13 protein-coding genes are annotated in these 20,189 nt (G+C 40.3%); 7 read left to right on the top strand and 6 right to left on the bottom strand.

Annotated features, from left to right (window positions below):
- Positions 1-8: 8 nt before the first annotated feature.
- Positions 9-3,140 (bottom strand): protein translocase subunit SecDF, encoded by a 3,132-nt coding sequence (gene secDF / locus F3059_RS12170; protein WP_151169658.1) that lies wholly within the window; start codon positions 3,138-3,140, stop codon positions 9-11.
- A 130-nt stretch (positions 3,141-3,270) separates the two neighbouring features.
- Between secDF and F3059_RS12165 the strand changes: the two genes are divergently transcribed.
- On the top strand, positions 3,271-3,693 hold the full coding sequence (locus tag F3059_RS12165; protein ID WP_151169656.1) for a thiol-disulfide oxidoreductase DCC family protein: 423 nt from the start codon (positions 3,271-3,273) through the stop codon (positions 3,691-3,693).
- Between the two features lie 12 nt (positions 3,694-3,705).
- On the opposite strand, the gene F3059_RS12160 is transcribed toward F3059_RS12165, so the two are convergent.
- From F3059_RS12160 to F3059_RS12150, 3 genes are read right to left on the bottom strand one after another with little or no spacing between them, the layout of a single operon-like run.
- Positions 3,706-4,143, bottom strand: a complete 438-nt coding sequence (locus tag F3059_RS12160) for a DUF5606 family protein (RefSeq protein ID WP_151169654.1) — start codon at positions 4,141-4,143, stop codon at positions 3,706-3,708.
- A 50-nt stretch (positions 4,144-4,193) separates the two neighbouring features.
- Positions 4,194-6,968, bottom strand: a complete 2,775-nt coding sequence (locus tag F3059_RS12155) for a S8/S53 family peptidase (protein ID WP_151169652.1) — start codon at positions 6,966-6,968, stop codon at positions 4,194-4,196.
- The gene (locus F3059_RS12150) at positions 6,955-7,404 is read right to left on the bottom strand and encodes a type I restriction enzyme HsdR N-terminal domain-containing protein (protein WP_151169650.1); all 450 of its coding nucleotides are present in this window, start codon (positions 7,402-7,404) and stop codon (positions 6,955-6,957) included. The genes F3059_RS12155 and F3059_RS12150 overlap by 14 nt, the downstream gene beginning before the upstream one ends.
- A 14-nt stretch (positions 7,405-7,418) precedes the next feature.
- On the opposite strand from F3059_RS12150, the gene F3059_RS12145 reads away from it, so the two are divergent.
- The 6 genes from F3059_RS12145 (at position 7,419) to F3059_RS12120 (ending at position 15,738) form a co-directional block, all read left to right on the top strand.
- The gene (locus F3059_RS12145; protein WP_151169648.1) at positions 7,419-8,192 is read left to right on the top strand and encodes an AMP nucleosidase; all 774 of its coding nucleotides are present in this window, start codon (positions 7,419-7,421) and stop codon (positions 8,190-8,192) included.
- Positions 8,193-8,194: 2 nt separating this feature from the next.
- Entirely contained in the window at positions 8,195-9,193 is a 999-nt protein-coding gene (holA, locus tag F3059_RS12140) for a DNA polymerase III subunit delta (RefSeq protein ID WP_317132369.1), read from the top strand.
- An 88-nt stretch (positions 9,194-9,281) separates the two neighbouring features.
- Positions 9,282-11,585: a TonB-dependent receptor gene (locus F3059_RS12135; RefSeq protein ID WP_151169646.1), complete on the top strand. Its 2,304-nt coding sequence runs from the start codon at positions 9,282-9,284 to the stop codon at positions 11,583-11,585.
- A gap of 93 nt (positions 11,586-11,678) precedes the next feature.
- Positions 11,679-13,319: a CTP synthase gene (locus F3059_RS12130; protein ID WP_151169644.1), complete on the top strand. Its 1,641-nt coding sequence runs from the start codon at positions 11,679-11,681 to the stop codon at positions 13,317-13,319.
- Between the two features lie 27 nt (positions 13,320-13,346).
- Complete coding sequence (gene yidC, locus F3059_RS12125; protein ID WP_151169642.1) at positions 13,347-15,218, top strand: membrane protein insertase YidC; 1,872 nt, start codon at positions 13,347-13,349, stop codon at positions 15,216-15,218.
- Position 15,219: 1 nt separating this feature from the next.
- Positions 15,220-15,738 (top strand): DUF6438 domain-containing protein, encoded by a 519-nt coding sequence (locus tag F3059_RS12120; protein ID WP_151169640.1) that lies wholly within the window; start codon positions 15,220-15,222, stop codon positions 15,736-15,738.
- Here F3059_RS12120 and F3059_RS12115 read toward each other — a convergent pair.
- Both F3059_RS12115 and F3059_RS12110 read right to left on the bottom strand, forming a co-directional pair.
- Positions 15,722-16,471 carry an EI24 domain-containing protein gene (locus F3059_RS12115; RefSeq protein ID WP_151169638.1) on the bottom strand — a complete coding sequence of 250 codons (750 nt, stop codon included), beginning with the start codon at positions 16,469-16,471 and terminating at the stop codon, positions 15,722-15,724. The genes F3059_RS12120 and F3059_RS12115 overlap by 17 nt on opposite strands.
- Before the next feature lie 133 nt (positions 16,472-16,604).
- Positions 16,605-20,144, bottom strand: coding sequence for a T9SS type B sorting domain-containing protein (locus F3059_RS12110; RefSeq protein WP_170265172.1), 3,540 nt, complete (start codon positions 20,142-20,144; stop codon positions 16,605-16,607).
- Positions 20,145-20,189: the final 45 nt, after the last annotated feature.

The following is a 20,189-nucleotide window of genomic DNA, read 5'->3' as shown; positions in this document are numbered from 1 at the left end:
GTCGTTTATTAAACTTTTCCTTTTACCTTCTTGCTCAAATCCATCATAAGTGGAGTTGCAATTCCAAGTGAAGAGTAAGTACCTACTACAACACCAACCATGAGCGCAAATACGAATCCGCGAATCATTTCACCACCAAAGATGAATATCACGAGCAACACAACAAATGTTGTTAATGATGTATTGATCGTTCTACTCAATGTACTATTCAATGCACTATTGATTGTTCTTTCCTGATCGTGTTTTGGGTGTAAACCAATGTACTCACGAATACGGTCAAATACAACCACGGTATCGTTGATCGAGTAACCTACAACTGTTAGTACAGCTGCTATAAAGGATTGATCGATTTCAAGTGAGAACGGCAATATCCCATAGAATATTGAGAACAATGAAAGTACGATTAACACATCGTGTGTCATGGCGAGCAATGCTCCAACTGAGTACTGCCATTTTCTAAATCTGATGAGGATATAAAGGAAGATCACAACTAGCGAGAACAAAATTGCCCAAACAGCTGCCTGCTTGATATCATCAGCAATTGTTGGCTCAACTTTTTGTGATGTCAACTCAGTGATGAACTCAGATTCAGAAATTTCATTTTGATAGAAAGGCAATAATCCTTCGTAGAGTTTTGCTTCTATTCTTCCATCAACACCATCTTCTTTACTGTCGATTTTGTACTTGGTAACAATCTTAACCTGGTTTGAAGAACCAAAAGTTTTAACCTGAGGTGGTTGTTCTGTACCATTTTCTGAAACAAACTTTTTACCTAGCGCTTCAGAGATTTCAGTAACCTCAACAGGTTTGTCAAAACGAACGATGTAAGATCTACCACCGGTGAAATCTACACCAGAGTTAAGGCCTCTTGTAAATAAAGATCCTAAACCTACAAGCAAGATAATACCGCTAATGATGTAGAACTTCTTACGCCCTTTAACAAATTCAAATTTTGGATTTTGAAGGATGTTATTGGTAGCATTTGTACCAAATGAGATTTTCGCTTTTTGACCAAGTCTCCATTCAAACAACAATCTTGTGATGAAGATTGCAGAGAACAATGAAGTCAAAATACCAATAATCAATGTTGTTGCGAAACCTTGAATTGGTCCGGTTCCGAATGTAGCAAGGATAATACCAGTCAATAGAGTTGTAATGTTGGCATCGAGGATTGAACTGTAAGCATTTTTGTAACCATCGGCTACAGCGAGCTTGAGTCCTTTTCCGGCTCTAATTTCTTCTCTGATTCGTTCGTAAATAAGTACGTTAGCATCAACTGACATACCGATAGTCAATACAATACCGGCAATACCAGGTAGTGTCAATGTCGCTCTCAATGAAGCGAGCACACCTAATACAAAGAAGAGGTTCGCAATAAGCGCTCCGTTTGCAACAACTCCTGCCTGAGCATAATAGAAGATCATGTAGATCAACACTACACCAAGTGCGATTAGGAATGATGACAAACCACTTTCGATTGATTCTTCACCGAGTTCTGGCCCAACTACTGCTTCTTCGATAATGTCAGACGGAGCAGGGAGTTTACCGGCTTTTAATACACCCGCTAAATCACTTGCCTCTTGCTGAGTGAAGCGACCTGTAATTTCTGTTTGACCACTTGGAATTTCGCCCTGAACACGTGGAGCACTGTAAACAAGACCATCGAGTACAACAGCAATGGATTTGAGATCATTAGGATCTGATGATGCTTCACGCGTCATTTCTCTCCATGTTTGAGTACCCGTACTGTTCATTGTCATGTTAACAGTAGCGTTACCCATTGGGTCAGTTCCAACTCTCGCATCTGTAATATCATCTCCCTCAAGCGGAGCTTCACCACTTTTTGGAACCTTTACAGCATAGAGGCGGTAAATGTTTTCGTTATCCTGCAATGGCTTTGCACTCCAAAAGAACTTAGCTCTTGGAGGCATTTGATTGCGAATATCCTTTCTGTTCAACCAGTCATTGATGATAGCCGTATCTGATGCTTCAGCTAAACCAACTGTTGGCTGACTACCTTCCTGGAGCGGCTGTAATTTAGCAAAGAATGGATTCTCTCTTCTAAATTCTTCAGCAGACATTTGAGTAGAATCTGCAAGAGCAGAATCTCCCTCACCAGCGAGTAAGTCATCAATATCTTCAGAACCGGTATCAGCAGCAGTTGTATCATTCGCTACAGCAGCAGAGTCATCTGCAGTTTCTTCCTGGTCAGATCCTGAATCATCGAGTAGATCAGCAATTTGTTCACCGCTGTCATCAGATTGAGTTGCTTCAGTTGCCTCTTCGCTATCAGAATCAGATGATGTCTTTTCAGTCTCCTTCAAGATAGCATTAGCTCTCTCTAGAGAAGGATAGATTTCATAGTTCTGGTAAGTATGGAAAAACTCGAGTTTCGCAGTTCCCTGAAGAATATCACGAACGCGATCTTTATCCTTTACACCGGGAAGCTCAACGATGATTCTCCCTGTACCTGAAAGACGCTGAATGTTTGGTTGAACAACTCCGAGGTTGTCAACCCTTTTTCTTAGAACCTGCTCTGTTCTCCTGATCGCTTCTTCAGATTCCTGACGAATAATTGTGTAAACTTCTTCGTTTGTAGCATCAGCCGGAATCTTCTCTTTGTTTTCAAGGTTGTGAAAAACAGAAGCGAGTTTAAAATCAGGAGCAATATCTTGTTGAGCTGTTCTAAACAACGTCACAAAATCAGCATCACTTGATTTTTGAAGATCGCGAGCTTTACTCAATACTTCCTGGTAAGTTGGGTTCTGACGATTAACACCAGCTAACGAGTTCAACATATCAGGAACTGATACCTGGAGTGTTACGTGCATCCCGCCCTGGAGGTCAAGACCTAAATTAATTTCGCGCTTTTTGCAATAGTTGTAAGTATATCCAAATACCGGATAAACTTCTTCACTACCCATTTCGAGCAAAATCTTTGACTCATAACTTTGAAGAGCCGAATCCTGCTGATAAAGCGACAGTTCTGGATTCACCTCCAATAGTGAGTCTACCTTTGCTTTTGCTCTCTCGTTTGCATCAGACTCAACACTACTTGTTACAAATGTGAATGAGATTTGAAAGATACAGGCGAGTACCAGTAAAATGGTGAATGTCCAAAGTGCACCTTTGTTTTGCATGTGATTAAATTCTTATAGGGTGTATTCCGTTACAATTAAGTGCGCAAATATAGAATTTCAATGATTTATTCCCAACGCAGTTTTAACATACTGCTCATCATTTTCAAATCTTGTTGTTATTTTGCGAATAATGGGCAATCATTCAAGCAATTCATTTGATAAGCCAATTGTGTTCTACGATGGCGTTTGCAACCTGTGTAACGGAGCTGTTCAGTTTATTTTAAAGCATGAAAAAAGTTCGGTTTTGCAGTTCGCTTCTCTTCAAAGTGAATTTGCAAAGAATTTGATCAAGCAAAATAAAATCCCTTCATCTGTTGACAGCATCGTTTTTTACGATAATGAAAATGTTGATGTCAAATCAAAAGCTGCATTCAGGATTGCTCAACACCTGAAAGCACCGTGGTCATTTGTAAACATCTTTAGCATTCTTCCAAAATCTGTTACAAACGCAGGCTACGATTTAATAGCCAGGTATCGATATCAGATTTTTGGTAAAAAAGAAACCTGCCCAATGCCTTCAAAAGAAACACGAGACAGGTTTATCGATATTTGATGAAGAAGTTATCTATTCTTCTTCGTCACTTTTACCTTTTTTAGAATCATCATCAGCATTTTCAATTGCTTCTTTCAAAAAGCCATTGTCAACAAGCACGTTGTACCATTTGAATAACTTTTTGAGGTCAGATGAATAAACACGATCCTCATCGTACTCTGGAAATACCTCGAGCAATTTATCGCGCTGGTCCTGCGCTGAAGCATTTGCCGATACTGATTTACCGCCATCTTCAAGTTTGTAAATAGCTTCATAAATATCAGCAAGTGGACGATCTTCATTGTAGCCGTAAATGCTAATATCCTCCAAAGCGCTTACTTTGTGAGCAGCATAAGCAGGAAAACGCTTGCCATCTTCAAGTGATTCTACAATAATTCCACTTTTCGTTTGGCCTACCATTTTAAAAAGGCCCGATTTTCCCGAGATTGAGATAATTCCTTTTAACTCCATATTTCTGTTTTTCGAAGTCGCCAAATATATAAGTTCAACTCATTCACTAATTAAAGCTTGAGTAATTTTTTTACATATCGGTTTTGTCCACTTTGAATTTCAAGTAGGTAGATTCCAGTTGGCAATTCACTCAAATCAATTTCCTGTGTATTTCCAACTACTTTTTTGGTCAGAACCGTTTCACCAGTGATCGATTTCACATTCAGTGTTCCGCCAGATTTGCAACTTTCACAAACTAACTTTACTGTGCTTTTAACCGGATTTGGATAGAACTGAATTTCATCTTTTTGAGAAATCTTTTCTCTTCCATTCAAAAAGACACCGTTATATCGAAAATAAGCTGAGTCAGCAATTCGATACAAATCGCGCTCAGTTTCAGCGGCAAAAAGTGCAAAACAAACTTTAACCTCATCATTTGGAGCTATATCATATGGCCCTGAGCTCAACACCTGAATTACATCATTTCCAACATCGCGGGTGTTGCCTGCTGTTTTTCTCGTCTCAGATAGTAGTTGCCACTTAGTTGAAGAAGGCAAACTATCTGAAATATCAATTCCACCACCTCCTCCATTTACATTATCCACAGCGTAAGCATTAAAACCATTTCCTTCAATCAACTGAATCGCTGCCAATGGATCGGTTTCTCCGGTTCCTTTTGTAAGGACAATTCTTCTTCCCTCATCAGTATTAACCTTGTTTTGGTTGAAGTTTTCTACATCAAAATCTGTAAAGAATCCTATTCTAACTCCCGTTTGAAGTTGATTCGTCACATTTCTTATTCTGTATTCAAACAATACATATTGATCCTGGCCAAATTCATCGTAAGCCATCACACGCTGGTTGACAAGAATGCCCAGGCTATCGTTTCGTAATAAATTTGGAATCGTATCAGTAAAGCTTCCCTGCCCCAGAAATGCAAAGCCCGGATTTGGGATGCGCGTTATTGAGTTTAGAGGCGAAAAGTCGCGGTCACGGCTCTGATCGTTACGGATATCATCAACTACTACTGGAGAGCCACTTTGATCAGATCCTACCATCAAACCGGCTTCGAAAAGCATAGACTGCCCTCCTTCTAACTCAAGCCCCAACCCGAGCGTATTGTTGTTGTCATAATAGCCAACTCTGCCAATTGATGTAGCTGTTGTAGAAATACGATTGTCATCAACATTGATAAAACCCGGATTGAGAATTACTTCTTTGTAGAAAGTCTGTAAAATACTGGTACTGTTAACCTCATACAAATCAAACTGTAAAACCGAATTTATATCGAGTTCATTAGGGCTATTTACAACAATCCTAAATGGTTGATCGAGATTGTTTTTATTTTCAGAAACGGAAAAGCTACCAAAACCTGCCGAGTCATCCACAACGATAAAATTTGAATCGGTATTGAGGTGTAACCAAACATCGCTTGACTGTGCAAGATAATTCGTCAATGAAGCGTAAACATAAACTGTGTCGCCAACTTCGAGAATGTTATCAGCACTGTCTGTCACCACAACATTATCCATCGAAAAATATGGGGTTGTTAAGCTGCTCGTAAGCATTTGCTCCATATCCAATATTCCGGCTCCAAACTTACCAAACCGAGAGTTTGAGGAGTCGAGTTGTGAAAAAGATGATGCTGTGGCTTTTAAATGAGCTCTAATTTGATTGGGTGTCAAACTGGGATATTGAGCCAGCAACAATGCCACTGCTCCAGATACAGCCGGAGCTGCCATTGAAGTACCAGTATTGTTGTTGTAAGTTCCATCTTCAACGGTGCTCAAAATATTTTCACCCGGTGCTGCAATATCAACCCAGTAACCGAAATTAGAAAAGAACGATGGCTCTCCGGCAGAATTTACTGAAGACACAGCCATTGCATTTTTATAAGCGGCCGGATAAAACGGCTCGTCAACACCATTATTCCCGGCAGCGGCAACAACTAAAGCATTTTGATTTATCGTGGCGTAATTGACAATATCATTGGCATAATCAGAATAATTTGAACCTCCCCACGAGCAATTGATCACCTGAGCTCCATTATCAGCCGCGTAAACTATTCCATCGTAACCGAAGTTAATTGTTCTTCCTTCGCCAACTTTTACAGGCATGTACGTCACATCAAATCCGGTTGAAGCAACACCTCTGTTATTGTTAGTTGAAGCTGCTGCTATACCGGCAACGTGAATTCCGTGGTTATCGCCATCGGCTACCTCAGTGTTTCCATTTTCATTGACAAAATCCCAACCGTTTATGTCATCTTCATAACCATTGTTATCACTGTCAGATCCGTCAAGTTGCTCTGCAGAATTCTGGTAAAGCTGACTCACCAAATCTGGATGATCGAGATCTGTTCCGTTATCTACGATCGCTACAACAGCATTCGGATTTCCCTGGATAATATCCCAGGCTTGCGGAGCATTAAGCAATTCTAAATCTGGCTGTTGATCAGCGTATCGCGTGTCGTTAGGCTGAAAAACAACATTATCGATGAATTTAGGCTCAGCGTATTCAATCTGCTCAAATCTTTTTAGCCGATTGACTATCTTTTGAATATTCTGGCTCTGATTAAAAGTGAGTTCATAAATGGTTCTTATCTCCACTCCTGCTCCATCAAACGATCGAGCTACAGGCGCCTTTGCATTGGGGAATTTTTGGATAATTGAAATCCCCTGATTTTGAAAGTATTGTTGCAAGGCTTCTATCTCTATATGGTCAGATCCACAAGAAGCCAGATGTTGCGGCTTTATTTTGACAATCGCCTTACCAGCCTGCTGGTTCTGACCGTAAGCTAAACCGGCAAAAGCGAGGAAAAATAAAATGAGTTTAAAGCTCTTCATACGATGGTATCTCTCTCAAAAATTTATACGAATTTCGGTTAAAATCAATTTGCGCGCAAAAGTGTTGTACTCCGTTTGTGATTAGCAAGTATGGAACCCGAAACACCATATTATAACGACCAGCCTGATCGAATGTTTTTTGAGTCACCTTGACATCAGACGCCTTGCATTCAGCCAGCAAAATAGGATTTCCGCTTTTATCGCGTACAAGTAAATCTGCTCTTTTGTGCATTTTATTAAGGGTGAGTGACTTTTCAATTTCGAGCAAACTTCTTGGAAAGTTGCGTTCGTGAACTAAAAATTCAACCAGATGTTGCCTTACCCACTCCTCGGGTGTTAAAACATAGTACCGCTTTCGTGTTTGATCGAAAATTTGCGTTTTCTTTGCTACACTCCGAATAGAAAATTCATATTTGGGAAAGTTTAATTTTTGCATAAAACTGATTCACTATGCTTACAAAAGATGAAATTACCAAAAATTGGCTTCCGCGCTACACTGGTACGGAGTTAAATGATTTTGGACAATATATATTGCTCACAAATTTTAATAATTACGTTGAGATATTTGCTGAAATTACCGGAGCTGAGATCAAAGGTAAAAATAAAGCAATGCCTAATGCTACTCACAATGGTGTTACGATGATCAATTTTAGCATGGGCAGTGCAAATGCGGCAACAATCATGGATTTGTTGAGTATTATTTCACCTAAAGCTGTTTTGTTTTTGGGGAAATGTGGCGGACTCAAAAAGAAGAATAAAATCGGTGATATTATCTTGCCGATTGCTGCCATTCGCGGAGAAGGTACTTCAAATGATTACTTTCCGCCTGAAGTTCCTTCACTACCGGCCTTTACTCTACAGCGAGCTGTTTCCCATACCGTTCGCGAATTTGGACTCGATTACTGGACGGGAACTGTTTACACAACAAACCGCAGAGTTTGGGAGCACGATGAAAAATTTAAAGATTATTTGCGTGAATTGCGTGCAATGGCTATAGACATGGAAACAGCAACGATTTTCAGTGTTGGATTTTTCAATAAAATTCCAACCGGTGCTCTACTCCTCGTATCTGACCAGCCGATGATTCCTGAAGGAGTAAAGACGATTGCCAGCGATAAAAAAGTAACCGGAAACTTTGTGGAAAAACACATCCGCATTGGGATTGAGTCATTGATGGAAATTAAAGATAATCGTAAATCTGTTCGTCACCTACGATTTGATTGATCATGAATTACAAGCAATTAATAGTTGACATAAGGCAACAAAAGTTCAAGCCTGTTTATCTTCTTCACGGTGAAGAACCATTCTTCATCGATGAAATCACCCATGCCGTGGAAGAGCATGCACTTTCTGAAGATGAAAAAGAATTCAACCAAACCATTCTGTACGGCAGGGATACTGATGTTGATCAAATCATCGAAGCGGCAAAACGCTTCCCCATGATGGCTGAACGACAGGTTGTAATCGTTCGTGAAGCGCAAAATTTGAGACAGCTCGACAAACTCGAGAATTATGCTCTCAACCCTACTTCAACTACTATTTTGGTCATTGCTCACAAATACAAAAAGGTAGACGGCCGTAAGAAGTTTGCCAAAAACATTGCGAAAAGTGGAGTTGTCTTTGAGTCGAAAATCGTTTACGATAATCAGATCCCAGACTGGATTCAGAACTATCTAAAGAGTTCTGACTATCAAATAACACCCAAGGCTTCAATCTTGATGGGGGAGTTTTTGGGGAATAACCTGGGGAAAATCGCCAATGAGCTGGATAAATTAAAGTTGAATATTGACCCTGGTGCTACAATTGACGAAAACGACATTGAAAAAAATGTTGGGATCAGTAAGGACTTCAACAACTTTGAGCTACAGAAGGCCATTGGAGCAAAGGATGTTTTCAAAGCGACACAAATTGCTCGCTATTTCTCTCAAAACACGAAAGATCATCCATTCGTGATGACGCTTTCAATACTGAGCAGTTACTTCTCAAAAGTGATGTGCATCTTTTTTGAAAAGAACAAAGACAAGCGACATTTAGCTTCAAAGTTAAAAGTGAATCCATTTTTTGTGGATGATTATTTAATTGCTGCTAAAAACTACAGCGGAAAAAAAGTACAGGAAAACATTTCACTCATTCGCGAATACGATGCGAGGTATAAAGGAGTAAATGCAGGAAACATTCCTGAGGGCGAGCTCATAAAAGAATTCGTTCACCGTCTTATGCATTGATTATTTAGTATTTCAGGTAGATTCCAAAAAATTCTTGAATGCTGGGGCAAGTTCAATTACATTTGTCACCTTTCTTAAAATTTTGAGCATGCGAAATATCTTGTTAACCATTGTATTGTTATTCTGTGTGAGTACCCTCAGCCTGGCACAGGGAACGCTTAGAGGATTTGTTTACGAAAAGGAATCTGGCGAACCGGCAATCTTCACGAATGTCTTTCTCAAAGGCACGCAAATAGGAACTACAACGGATATCAATGGTTACTACTCGATTACCAAGATAAAACCCGGGACTTATACTGTCCTCGCTACATCAATGGGTTTTGATACTGCCCGCGCTCAGGTAACAATTGAAAAAGGCGATATCACCAACCAAAAACTCTTTCTATCGAAGAAGGGTGTGACTTTGAAAAGCTTTGAAGTTTCGGCTGAGAAGCAGGAACGAAAGACAGAAGTTAAGATGTCTGTCCAAAAAGTGACTCCTAAAGAGATCAAGTCAATCCCCTCAATTGGTGGTGATGCAGATTTAGCTCAATATTTACAGGTACTCCCCGGTGTAGTTTTCACTGGAGATCAGGGTGGACAACTTTACATTAGAGGTGGTTCTCCCATTCAAAACAAAGTGCTTCTCGATGGAATGGTTATTTACAATCCGTTCCACTCCATTGGATTGTTCTCCGTTTTTGAAACCGACATCATGAAAAACGCTGACATCTACACAGGCGGATTTGGTGCTGAATACGGAACCCGAATTTCCTCTATAATGGACATTACAACCCGAGACGGAAACAATCAGCACCTTGCAGGAAAAGTAGGAATCAACACATTTGGTGGTAAAGCAATTTTAGAAGGTCCGCTCAACAAACCAGATGAACCTGGTGACAACTCTGCTTCTTTTATCCTGTCTGCCAAATCATCTTACCTCGATAGAACAGACGACCTCTTTTATCCATACATCGAAAACGAAGAGGGCTTGCCGTATTCGTTTACTGATCTTTTTGGGAAGATCTCATTCAATGGTAAAACAGGTAGTAAATTCAGTGCTTTTGGATTTAATTTCACTGATAAAGTTGACTACTCAACTTCAAAGCTAGACTGGAACTCGTATGGTGCCGGAGCTAATTTCGTGCTCGTTCCCGGTAGTTCCCCTGTTTTGATTGAAGGTGCTTTCAACTTCTCTAATTACCTTATCGAGCAGCAGGAAGCTGGCAGAATTAGAACTTCAGGAATCAACGGATTTAACATGTCGCTCGATTTCAATTATTTCATGGGTGAAGATGCTATCGAGTACGGTGTTCAAATTCAGGGATTCTCAACAGAATTCAGCTACCGCAACACGCTTGACAGACTTATCTCTCAGAACCAAAACACAACTCAACTCGCGGGTTATTTCAAGTATAAGTTCAAGCGTGGGAAATTCGTTGTGGATCCTAGTATTAGACTTCAGTATTACGCAGCACTCAACGAGCTTTCTCCTGAACCGAGACTCGGTTTGAAATACAACGCCACAGATAACTTCCGATTAAAAGCTGCCGGTGGTCTTTACAGTCAGAACCTGATATCGGCACAGAGTAACCGCGATGTCGTGAACCTCTTTAACGGATTCCTTTCTGCTCCTGAAAACCTACAAGACAATTTCACTACTCGCGATGGCGGAACTCGTACAGTAGATTCAAAATTACAACGTGCTTATCACGCAATCGTGGGAGCTGAAGTGGATCTGACCAACAGCCTTACCGTTAACCTTGAGGGTTATTACAAGTATTTCCCACAGCTAACTACACTCAACCGTTACCGAATTTTTAACGAAGATCAACCCGATCAACCTGATCGCCTCACGAAAGACTTTATTATTGAAGACGGCCAGGCTTATGGTGTCGATTTCAACTTAAAATGGGACTACAAGCAATTTTACCTGTGGGCTGTTTACAGTTTAACTTATGTTGATCGCTGGGATGGAGTGAGAACTTACAATCCAGTTTTTGACCGCAGACACAACGTAAACTTCGTTACCAATTACACATTTGGAGAAGATTTGCAATGGGAAGTTAGTGCTCGCTGGAACTTCGGTTCAGGATTCCCTTTCACACAAACTCAGGGTTTTTACGAGAAGTTTGACTTTAGCGATGGCATTGGAACTGATTATACAGAAGCAAATGGTGACCGCGGAATTGAATACGCAACAATCAACGAAGGACGATTACCATCCTATCACCGCCTCGACCTGAATGTTAAACGAACATTCGCGCTATCGGTTAACACTGTATTGGAAGCCAATGTTGGTGTTACCAATGCCTATAACCGAGACAACATTTTCTACTTTGATAGAATTGAATACGAACGAGTTGATCAGCTCCCAATTATGCCAAGTGCCGGGTTGACGCTCTCATTCTAAAAAAATAGCTTTTATTTAAAGGATAGAAAGTCCGCCAGAGGAACAATTAATATTACCTTTGTCTCCCGTTAATCTTTAATTGATACCAGTAAGATGGCGGCTCCCTGTAAATACATTTTTGTTACCGGTGGTGTAACTTCCTCCTTAGGAAAAGGAATAATCTCAGCATCTCTTGCCAAGCTACTCCAGGCAAGGGGCTACAACGTAACCATTCAAAAATTTGATCCTTATATCAATGTTGATCCGGGTACATTAAACCCGTATGAACACGGTGAATGTTACGTAACTGATGATGGCGCTGAAACGGATCTCGACCTCGGTCACTACGAGCGTTTTCTCAATCGCCCTACTTCTCAATCAAACAATGTAACAACCGGTAGAATTTACTCTGCCGTTATCGACAAAGAGCGAAGAGGTGATTATCTCGGCAAAACTGTTCAGGTTGTACCACACATCACGAATGAAATTAAGCGCAGAATAAAAATTCTGGGGAATACAGGGAATTACGATGTTGTTATAACGGAAATTGGCGGAACTGTTGGCGATATTGAGTCACTACCTTACATAGAGGCTGTTCGTCAATTGCGTTGGGAGCTCGAAAAGAACTCGATGGTTATTCACCTCACTTTAGTGCCTTACTTACGTGCTGCAGGAGAACTCAAGACAAAACCCACTCAACACAGTGTGAAAGAATTATTGAGCGCAGGTATCCAGCCAGATGTCCTTGTGTGTAGAACTGAGTATCATTTGACAAACGACATCAGAAAAAAATTAGCGCTGTTCTGTAACATCAGGCAAAATGCAGTCATCGAGTCAATTGATGCTGAAACGATTTACGATGTTCCGATCCTGATGCAGCAAGAGCGCCTGGATGAAGTGGTTCTTCAACGATTTGAACTTCCGGTTGAGGCTGAACCGAAACTCACTAAGTGGAAAGAGTTTTTACGTAAAGTCAAAATGCCCAGGCATGAATTGAAAATTGCTTTGGTGGGTAAATATGTTGAGCTAAAAGATTCTTACAAGTCAATTGCTGAAGCCTTTATCCATGCCGGAGCTCAAAACGAAACAGCCATTGACTTGCAGTGGGTACATTCAGAGTCAATTGAAAAGGACAACGTTCAGGAAAAACTGGGTGAAATGGATGCTATCCTTGTAGCTCCCGGTTTTGGCGAGCGCGGAATAGAAGGAAAATTGAATGCAGTAAAATTTGCAAGGGAAAACAAAATCCCATTCCTGGGTATTTGCCTCGGAATGCAATGCGCGGTAATTGAATTTGGCCGAAATATTTTGAACCTTGAAGATTGTCACTCTGCTGAGCTAAAGTCATCTGCCAAAAACAAGGTAATCGACCTGATGGAAGAGCAGAAAAATGTATCTGACAAAGGTGGTACGATGCGTTTAGGCTCTTATCCATGTAACATAAAACCCGGCTCGTTAGCTGCTGATGTTTACGGATCTGACCAAATACAGGAGAGACACCGTCACCGTTTTGAATTTAACAACGAATACCTGGAGCAATTTGAAAATGCAGGAATGATTGCAACCGGTACTAATCCTGAATCTGAATTGGTTGAAATTGTAGAGCTGAATGATCACCCGTGGTTCGTTGGCGTTCAGTTTCATCCAGAATACAAAAGTACCGTTGCCAACCCGCATCCACTCTTCGTGAAGTTCGTTAATGCAGCGGTAAAAGAATTGAAAAACAAAAAAACTTCTAAGGCTGCTGTTAAATAGTACATTTGCAGCCAATTTATCTTGACTATGGACAGAAATGCTGTTATTGGATTACTCGTTATAGGTGCTATTCTACTGGGATGGCAATTTTGGATGCAACCATCTGATGCTGAAATGGAAGCTATGCGCAAGAAGCAGGATTCTATTGAAGCCGTTGAAGCAAAGGAAAGGGTTGATCAAAAAGCAAAGCAGGAAGCTTCACAGTCAGAACCGAAGGCTGGACAATCAGCTCAGGTACAGGACACCATCCAAAAAGCGAATAATGACTCAGTTGTAAGTGTTCTCAACGAGCAAAAATACGGAAGCCTCGCTCCTTTTGGATCTGGTGAAAAAGAATACTTTACGCTTGAAAACGAACGAGTAATTGTCAAATTCTCCAACAAAGGAGCTGTACCGGTTGAAGCGCAGTTGAAAAACTACACGACTTATGATTCGCTTCCCCTAATGCTCTTTACTGAGAATCACAATACACTCAACCTCCAATTTGACCATCAAAACAGAAAGATCAATTCTACTGAGCTCTTTTTTGATGTTGAGCAACCGAGCGACTCTCAGTTGGTATTTAGTATGAAGGATGCCACAGGAGCGGCTCTGACCATCAACTACACTTTAGGAGCTAACGATAACATGCTTGAATTCAGCATGAATCGCCAAAACATCGCTACGAATGATCTACTTGTCAACTGGAATCAACTCGCTCCAAAATCTGAAAAAGCCGTTGATAATGAACGTCAATACACGACTATCTACTACAAGCTTTACGGTGATGATGTAGATAATTTGACCACCATGGGTGACGAAGACAGCGAATCGCCTGAAGAAGACCTCAAATGGATCTCCTTCAAGCAGCAGTTTTTCTCCACAACCCTCATAGCTGAAGATAAATTCAAAGCCACAAACTCAAATTTAGCGTACAATACAGCTAAAAGCGATGAGTTTACGAAGGATATGTCAGCCACATTTACAATACCGGCCGGCAATAACGGAAATTTCAAAATGTATTTGGGTCCAACCAAGTACAGTATCCTCAAGAAATACGATTTAGACCTGGAAGATCAGGTTGAGTTAGGGTGGGCACTTTTCCGCTGGATGAACCAAATATTGATCATCCCAACTTTCAACTTCCTTTCATCTTTTAATATACACATCGGGTTAGTGATTTTGATTCTCACCTTGTTTATCAAAACACTCCTCTTCCCCATTACTTACAAAACCTACTTATCAAGTGCCAAGCAGCGTGCTATAAAACCCGAAATTGAAGAGATCAATAAGAAGTACGGTGAAAAAGATCAAATGAAGAAGCAACAGGAGACGATGGCCCTGTACCAAAAAACAGGCGTCAATCCTTTTGCCGGTTGCATCCCGATGCTTATTCAGCTTCCAATTTTGATCGCGATGTTCCGCTTCTTCCCTGCCTCAATTGAACTTCGCCAAAAAAGTTTCCTCTGGGCTGATGACCTTTCTTCTTACGATGTGCTATTTGATTTGCCATTTGACATTCCACTCTACGGAGATCACGTGAGTGGACTGACAATTCTCATGGCCATTTCAATGTTCCTCACTTCAAAATACAACATGCAATCAGCATCAATGGGAGGCGGAAATGCTCAAGCCAAGCAAATTCAGGCCATCATGATTTACTTCATGCCTGTAATGCTTCTCTTCTGGTTCAATAATTACAGTGCTGGTCTCAGTTTGTACTACTTCACGGCTAACATGACCACACTAGGTCAACAGTTTGTAATTCGCAAGTTCTTCATCAATGAAGACAAAATCAGGGCGAAAATTGAAGAGAACAAGAAAAAGCCAAAGAAAAAGAGTAAATTTCAACAGCGATTACAGGATATGCAGGATCAACAACAGCAAGCCTCAAATCGCAAAATGAGAAGAAATAAATAATATGCGCTTTACTCTTATCACACTTTTAGCCATTTCACTGAGCATTATCGGCTGCAAGAACAGTGAAAAATCAACAGAGAACAACAACGGTCAGAGCCAAACCAAACCGACTGCAAAGGATGTAATCAGTGAGATGGATGGTGAGCAGCTTTTTGTGTCCATCGAGAAATCTGGCTGCTTTGGTACTTGCCCGATCTTTAAGATGAGCATCAACTACGATGGAAGTGTCAAATACATCGGGAGAAAATATGTTGAGTACGAAGGTGTATTTGAAGGGAAAGTTCGCAAGTCCACATTAGAGGAAATCGGCAACCTCATCGATAGCAATAAGATTATGGAAATGGACTCTGCCTACGTAGAGCCTAAAGTCACTGATCTTCCAACTGTAACAACCGTGATCAACTACCGTGGTGAGAAGAAAAAAATCGTTGGCATGATTGAAATGCCTGAGGGATTGAAAGTACTGAACAATTACCTCACAACCGTATCTGAAAACATCGAGCTCAAGCGTGTGAAGTGATTTCAGTTTGGCTTTGACCATCAACCTCTAAAACGGCCAAAGTAGCTCCCACAGTCCCGATGACAGCAGTAAACCCGGCTAACATTTGACCTATATACGGAATCAGTAAAAGTGCTGAAAAAGGCATAGCAGTTCCAACCGCTAATCCCTTTCGCCTCGACACATAACTCATCGATTCTTTCATCTTAAGCCCTTTTCGCTCGCTGGAATAGTCGATGAATGAAAAACCGTAAAAGTAAGCCGACACGGCAAAAAGTAAGATGGGACTCAAAAAGCCAAGGATTGGAATAAAGCCAATTATCACGATAGCCAGCGTAATAATCACTTCGAGTACGAAACTCCTCACACCAATAAAGATACCTCGAATTACATCTGTAATAAACCGTTTCAAGCTAAAGGGATAATCTCGGCCGGTAGCAAGCTTTTCTGTTCGCTCACTCACCCATGCAAGAATAGGTGACATTAAAATAAGAACAATATATCCACCCAGATAGGCATATAAAAAGAAGAAGAGGATTTTCAATACAATCCATATCAAGAACCAAATGACAGAAGAAAGTGTATCAGCTCCATCAAATTCCCAAGAGCTAATTCCTAAAAAATCTTTGAGCCAATCAAAAATGGAATCGCTCAATCCGCTTGTTACTGAAAAGCCCAGGTAAAACAGACCAATATTGATCACAATTGGGAAAATGAAAAATCCCCACATATTGTGATCTTTAATAAAACTCATGGCTTTAAAATTTGCGCTAAAGCCCTTTGCAAACTGTTTAAACCAATTCAAATCGTAGTAATTTTAGCTTTTAAAAACGAAAAACCATCGCAAATATGCAATGGTTTTTCTAATGAATATATGATGAATAAACTTATCTGATCAATTTAAACTCTCCTCTTTCGTGTATTTCTCTACCTCCTTCAAGCATGTATGAAATATCATAAACATAACTTCCGTTTTCAGCTGGAAGACCTTCAGGACCAATTCCGTTCCAGCCCTGTTTAGGATTATTGGTGCTCCACATTACATTTCCCCAACGGTTATAAATGAAAAGTGAGTAATTCTTCTTAGTTAATCCGTCACCTTTAGGAAGGAATGTATCATTAACACCATCACCATTTGGTGTAAAAGCATTTGGTATCCAAATAGCAGATTTATAATCGATGAACACATCTTTAAGAGTTGAGTCAACACAACCGTTTTCATTTTCTGCGATCAACTTAACAGCGTATTTTCCCGAGTCTGCAAACAAGTGCGCAAACTCAAGGTTCTGACTAGAAAGTGAATCATCGATAAACCATTTGTAGTAATCTGCATAAGCCGATTCATTGATAAACTCAACCTGCCCATCTAAAATGGTTGGATTTAACGGATTAAATGAAAAATCTGCGATTGGTGTTTCAAGAACCTCAACTAAGCACGGGAATGTCTTTTGTGTAAGACAACCCAGATCAGTGTAAATTTTGGCTTTGATATCATAACAACCAATACCTGGGAATGTGTGACCTATTGAATCTTCAAAAACCGGTCTGTAACCATCACCAAAGTTGATTTCATAATTAAAATCAGGCCTGATCGTATCAAAAGCAAATTTGAACTCACCCGGTTTACAATCCTTAGGCTGATCAACCAGTAAATCAAAGTCTTTTTGATTTCCAACTGTTATTGTAATCGAAGCCGTATTAGTTGGAGTCAAGCAATTATCACTTACTGTAACATTGTAAGTCGTTGTTGTTTGCGGAACAATAGCATGTACTTTGCCTGTGTCCAAACCATTATCCCAAACGTAGGTGAATTCTTCATCTCCACCGCGTCCCTGAGCACTGAGTACAGCACTTTCACCAAGGCAAATAGTATCATCTCCATTTGTTGCAATTTTCAACTGGTCGTAACCTCCAACCTGAATAAATGCAGAATCTACACGTGTTGGCGATCCGCAACCATCATTTATCGCTACATCTACATAACCAGGCTGTTGCAATGGAGCTGCGCCTAAACTGTCAGATCCCCAACCGTTTTTCCAGTTATAAGTAAAATTACCATCTCCGCCTGTTGTATTTGCAAGAATCAGAGCCGTATCTCCGGGGCAAATTGTATCTGGTGAATCAAGATTAACCCTAATAGAGTCGCGAACATAAATCGTTACAGAATCAACTGCTGATGGGCAATTATTCGAGTCTGTCGCCACAACCTCATAAGTAGTTGTAACTATTGGTGAAACATTTAATGGTGAACCATTTCCTGTGTTTGTCCAATTGTAAACATAGTCTCCATTCCCTCCGGTTGCCTGAGCCGATATTGGAGTAGAGTTCGAAATACAAATTGTGTCAGAACCGGAAGCCACTACATCAATGGAATCAGGGGATGGAATATTCGTGCCAATTGTATCCATACAACCTCTTGCATCAGTTACGAACACAGTGTTTGTGTCAGAACACAATGAATTTGGGATCTGATTAGTGTCACCATTCGACCAAAGAAATGAGTAAGGACTAGTACCGCCAGAATTAATATTCACCGTAGCTGATCCATCACAAAAGTTACCTGCACACGAAATAGCTTCAATATCACTAATCGATAATTGCATTGGCGGAACTTCATTCACCTGAACATTATTGTAAGCAAAGCACCCAATACTGTCTCGAACCTCAACTGTGTACTGGCCTAAAGGTAAGTTGAAAAGCGTATCAGCTGTAAACACAGAATCTACTTGTGCTATTGTATCGCCATTTTGATCAGTCCAGGTATACCACCATGGAGCTGGCCCCAATGAATCTACAGGACTTGCTACTGCATAACCCGTACTATCCCCCGGACATCCAACAGGATAACTCGTCATATTTGGTGGTACAGCTTCACAGCACACAGGTTCCCAGGGAGGACGAACAAATACGGAAATCGTAGTATCATAAGTACAATCAAAACTATCTCTGTAAAATAAAGTGTACTCAAGAGTAGTATCAAAAACAGTTGGTTCAACAGTCATTGTATCCCCCATTGTGGTTGAAGAAAGCACATCATTATAATTGGAATCTACAATCCAGCCAAGACTATCAATACCAGGCTTATAAGTCAAAATATTTGATGGATAAAGATAGCTCTGAAAATTAATTCCCCAAGCAAAAATAAAGCCGTTATCTATAAGTATATTATCCGTTATCTTTAGCTCCCATGTCCCATTGAGAGGGCATCCAACTAAATTAGAAAGAGGTTGGTCAGATGTGTATGATCCTGCAGGTAAGGTATTCCCTGGGCTGTTATTACATGCATCATTTGCAGGTACAGTAGCTGCTGTATTCATTACTCCAAAAGTTGGCGTAGTAGTTGGAAAACTGTAGACATAGCCATTCCCTGGAGTCAAGGTTGAATTATTATCACAGGGTTCACCTAACCATGTTCCTCCTCCTCCCGGATTCTGTTTTAACACAGTACTCTGATTATTAGGACAAATAATCTCTATCTCAAGGTCTCCCAAATATGAATGCTCAATATCTAACCAAGCATCTATAATATCATTCACATTATTTACTGTTGCACCTGGAGCAAAATCATTAAATGTCAGTGTTGAACTATATGATACACCACTACCATCAGGCAAATAAGTAACTCCAGCAATATTTGTTGGAGTGGCATTTGACCATTCAACCGGCTCTACATTACCTTCAAGATCAAATGTTTCCCCAAAACAAACAGTATCAGTTGAAGCTCCAGCGCTGTCAAAATGCGGAGTTGTTGAAACACGAACTGGTAATTCATTATCATAAATTGAGCTACATCCATTAGAATCAACTGCGTAAAGCCCTAAAATTTGACCTCTAGCACTATCAAAAGGTATTTGAACAAACTGTCCCGAATCAACAACATTTGCAACAGTATCAATATACCAGTAAAATGTAGTTGTATTTGCACTTTGATGATAGAAAGTATCGTTTTCAGGGAAGTTAATTCCTGCATAGAAAGAAACGGTATCATTTTGGCATAAATCAAGAAACCCGTCAGTTGAATCTGGATTAATAGTCGATATAAATGGATCGACTACCTGGCAAGGATAATAACATCCAATCTCGGCACTCCATCCCTGATCAGTGGTTGAATTGTTTGAGATGAATACAAAAGTCAAACATCCATTTTGACTAACATTAGTATTGCCCTGAATAACCCCAGGATTATTAGTTGTTTGATCAAATGTCCCAATTAAAGTTTGAGGTGTATAATTAGTCCCTTGATAAACTTCCATAATATCTCCAGCTCCAAGATTAAAGCTTGAAAAAGATATTTGAGGAAGGCCGGTGTTAGGCCCCGGACAAATCGTTAATGTATCGTTAGCATTATTAGAGTAATTCCCCGAGTTACCTCCGTCATCAAAAAAGTTACCATTACAACCGGTCATTGTAACGTTGCCAGTATGCATGGTTATATTTTGCTGGGCACTCAAATCAATTGAAAAAAGTACCAG

The organism is Salibacter halophilus (assembly GCF_008806325.1).
Lineage (GTDB): Bacteria > Bacteroidota > Bacteroidia > Flavobacteriales_G > Salibacteraceae > Salibacter > Salibacter halophilus.
This window is presented reverse-complemented; position numbering and strand designations above follow the sequence as displayed.

Bases quoted from the DNA above. Each gene is read 5' to 3' on its own strand.
- holA (WP_317132369.1), top strand. From the start codon at position 8,195: ATGAATTACAAGCAATTAATAGTTGACATAAGGCAACAAAAGTTCAAG.
- F3059_RS12165 (WP_151169656.1), top strand. From the start codon at position 3,271: ATGGGCAATCATTCAAGCAATTCATTTGATAAGCCAATTGTGTTCTAC.
- F3059_RS12130 (WP_151169644.1), top strand. From the start codon at position 11,679: ATGGCGGCTCCCTGTAAATACATTTTTGTTACCGGTGGTGTAACTTCC.
- F3059_RS12115 (WP_151169638.1), bottom strand. From the start codon at position 16,471: ATGAGTTTTATTAAAGATCACAATATGTGGGGATTTTTCATTTTCCCA.
- F3059_RS12150 (WP_151169650.1), bottom strand. From the start codon at position 7,404: ATGCAAAAATTAAACTTTCCCAAATATGAATTTTCTATTCGGAGTGTA.
- F3059_RS12120 (WP_151169640.1), top strand. From the start codon at position 15,220: ATGCGCTTTACTCTTATCACACTTTTAGCCATTTCACTGAGCATTATC.
- F3059_RS12155 (WP_151169652.1), bottom strand. From the start codon at position 6,968: ATGAAGAGCTTTAAACTCATTTTATTTTTCCTCGCTTTTGCCGGTTTA.
- F3059_RS12135 (WP_151169646.1), top strand. From the start codon at position 9,282: ATGCGAAATATCTTGTTAACCATTGTATTGTTATTCTGTGTGAGTACC.
- F3059_RS12160 (WP_151169654.1), bottom strand. From the start codon at position 4,143: ATGGAGTTAAAAGGAATTATCTCAATCTCGGGAAAATCGGGCCTTTTT.
- secDF (WP_151169658.1), bottom strand. From the start codon at position 3,140: ATGCAAAACAAAGGTGCACTTTGGACATTCACCATTTTACTGGTACTC.
- F3059_RS12145 (WP_151169648.1), top strand. From the start codon at position 7,419: ATGCTTACAAAAGATGAAATTACCAAAAATTGGCTTCCGCGCTACACT.
- F3059_RS12110 (WP_170265172.1), bottom strand. From the start codon at position 20,144: ATGCATACTGGCAACGTTACAATGACCGGTTGTAATGGTAACTTTTTT.
- yidC (WP_151169642.1), top strand. From the start codon at position 13,347: ATGGACAGAAATGCTGTTATTGGATTACTCGTTATAGGTGCTATTCTA.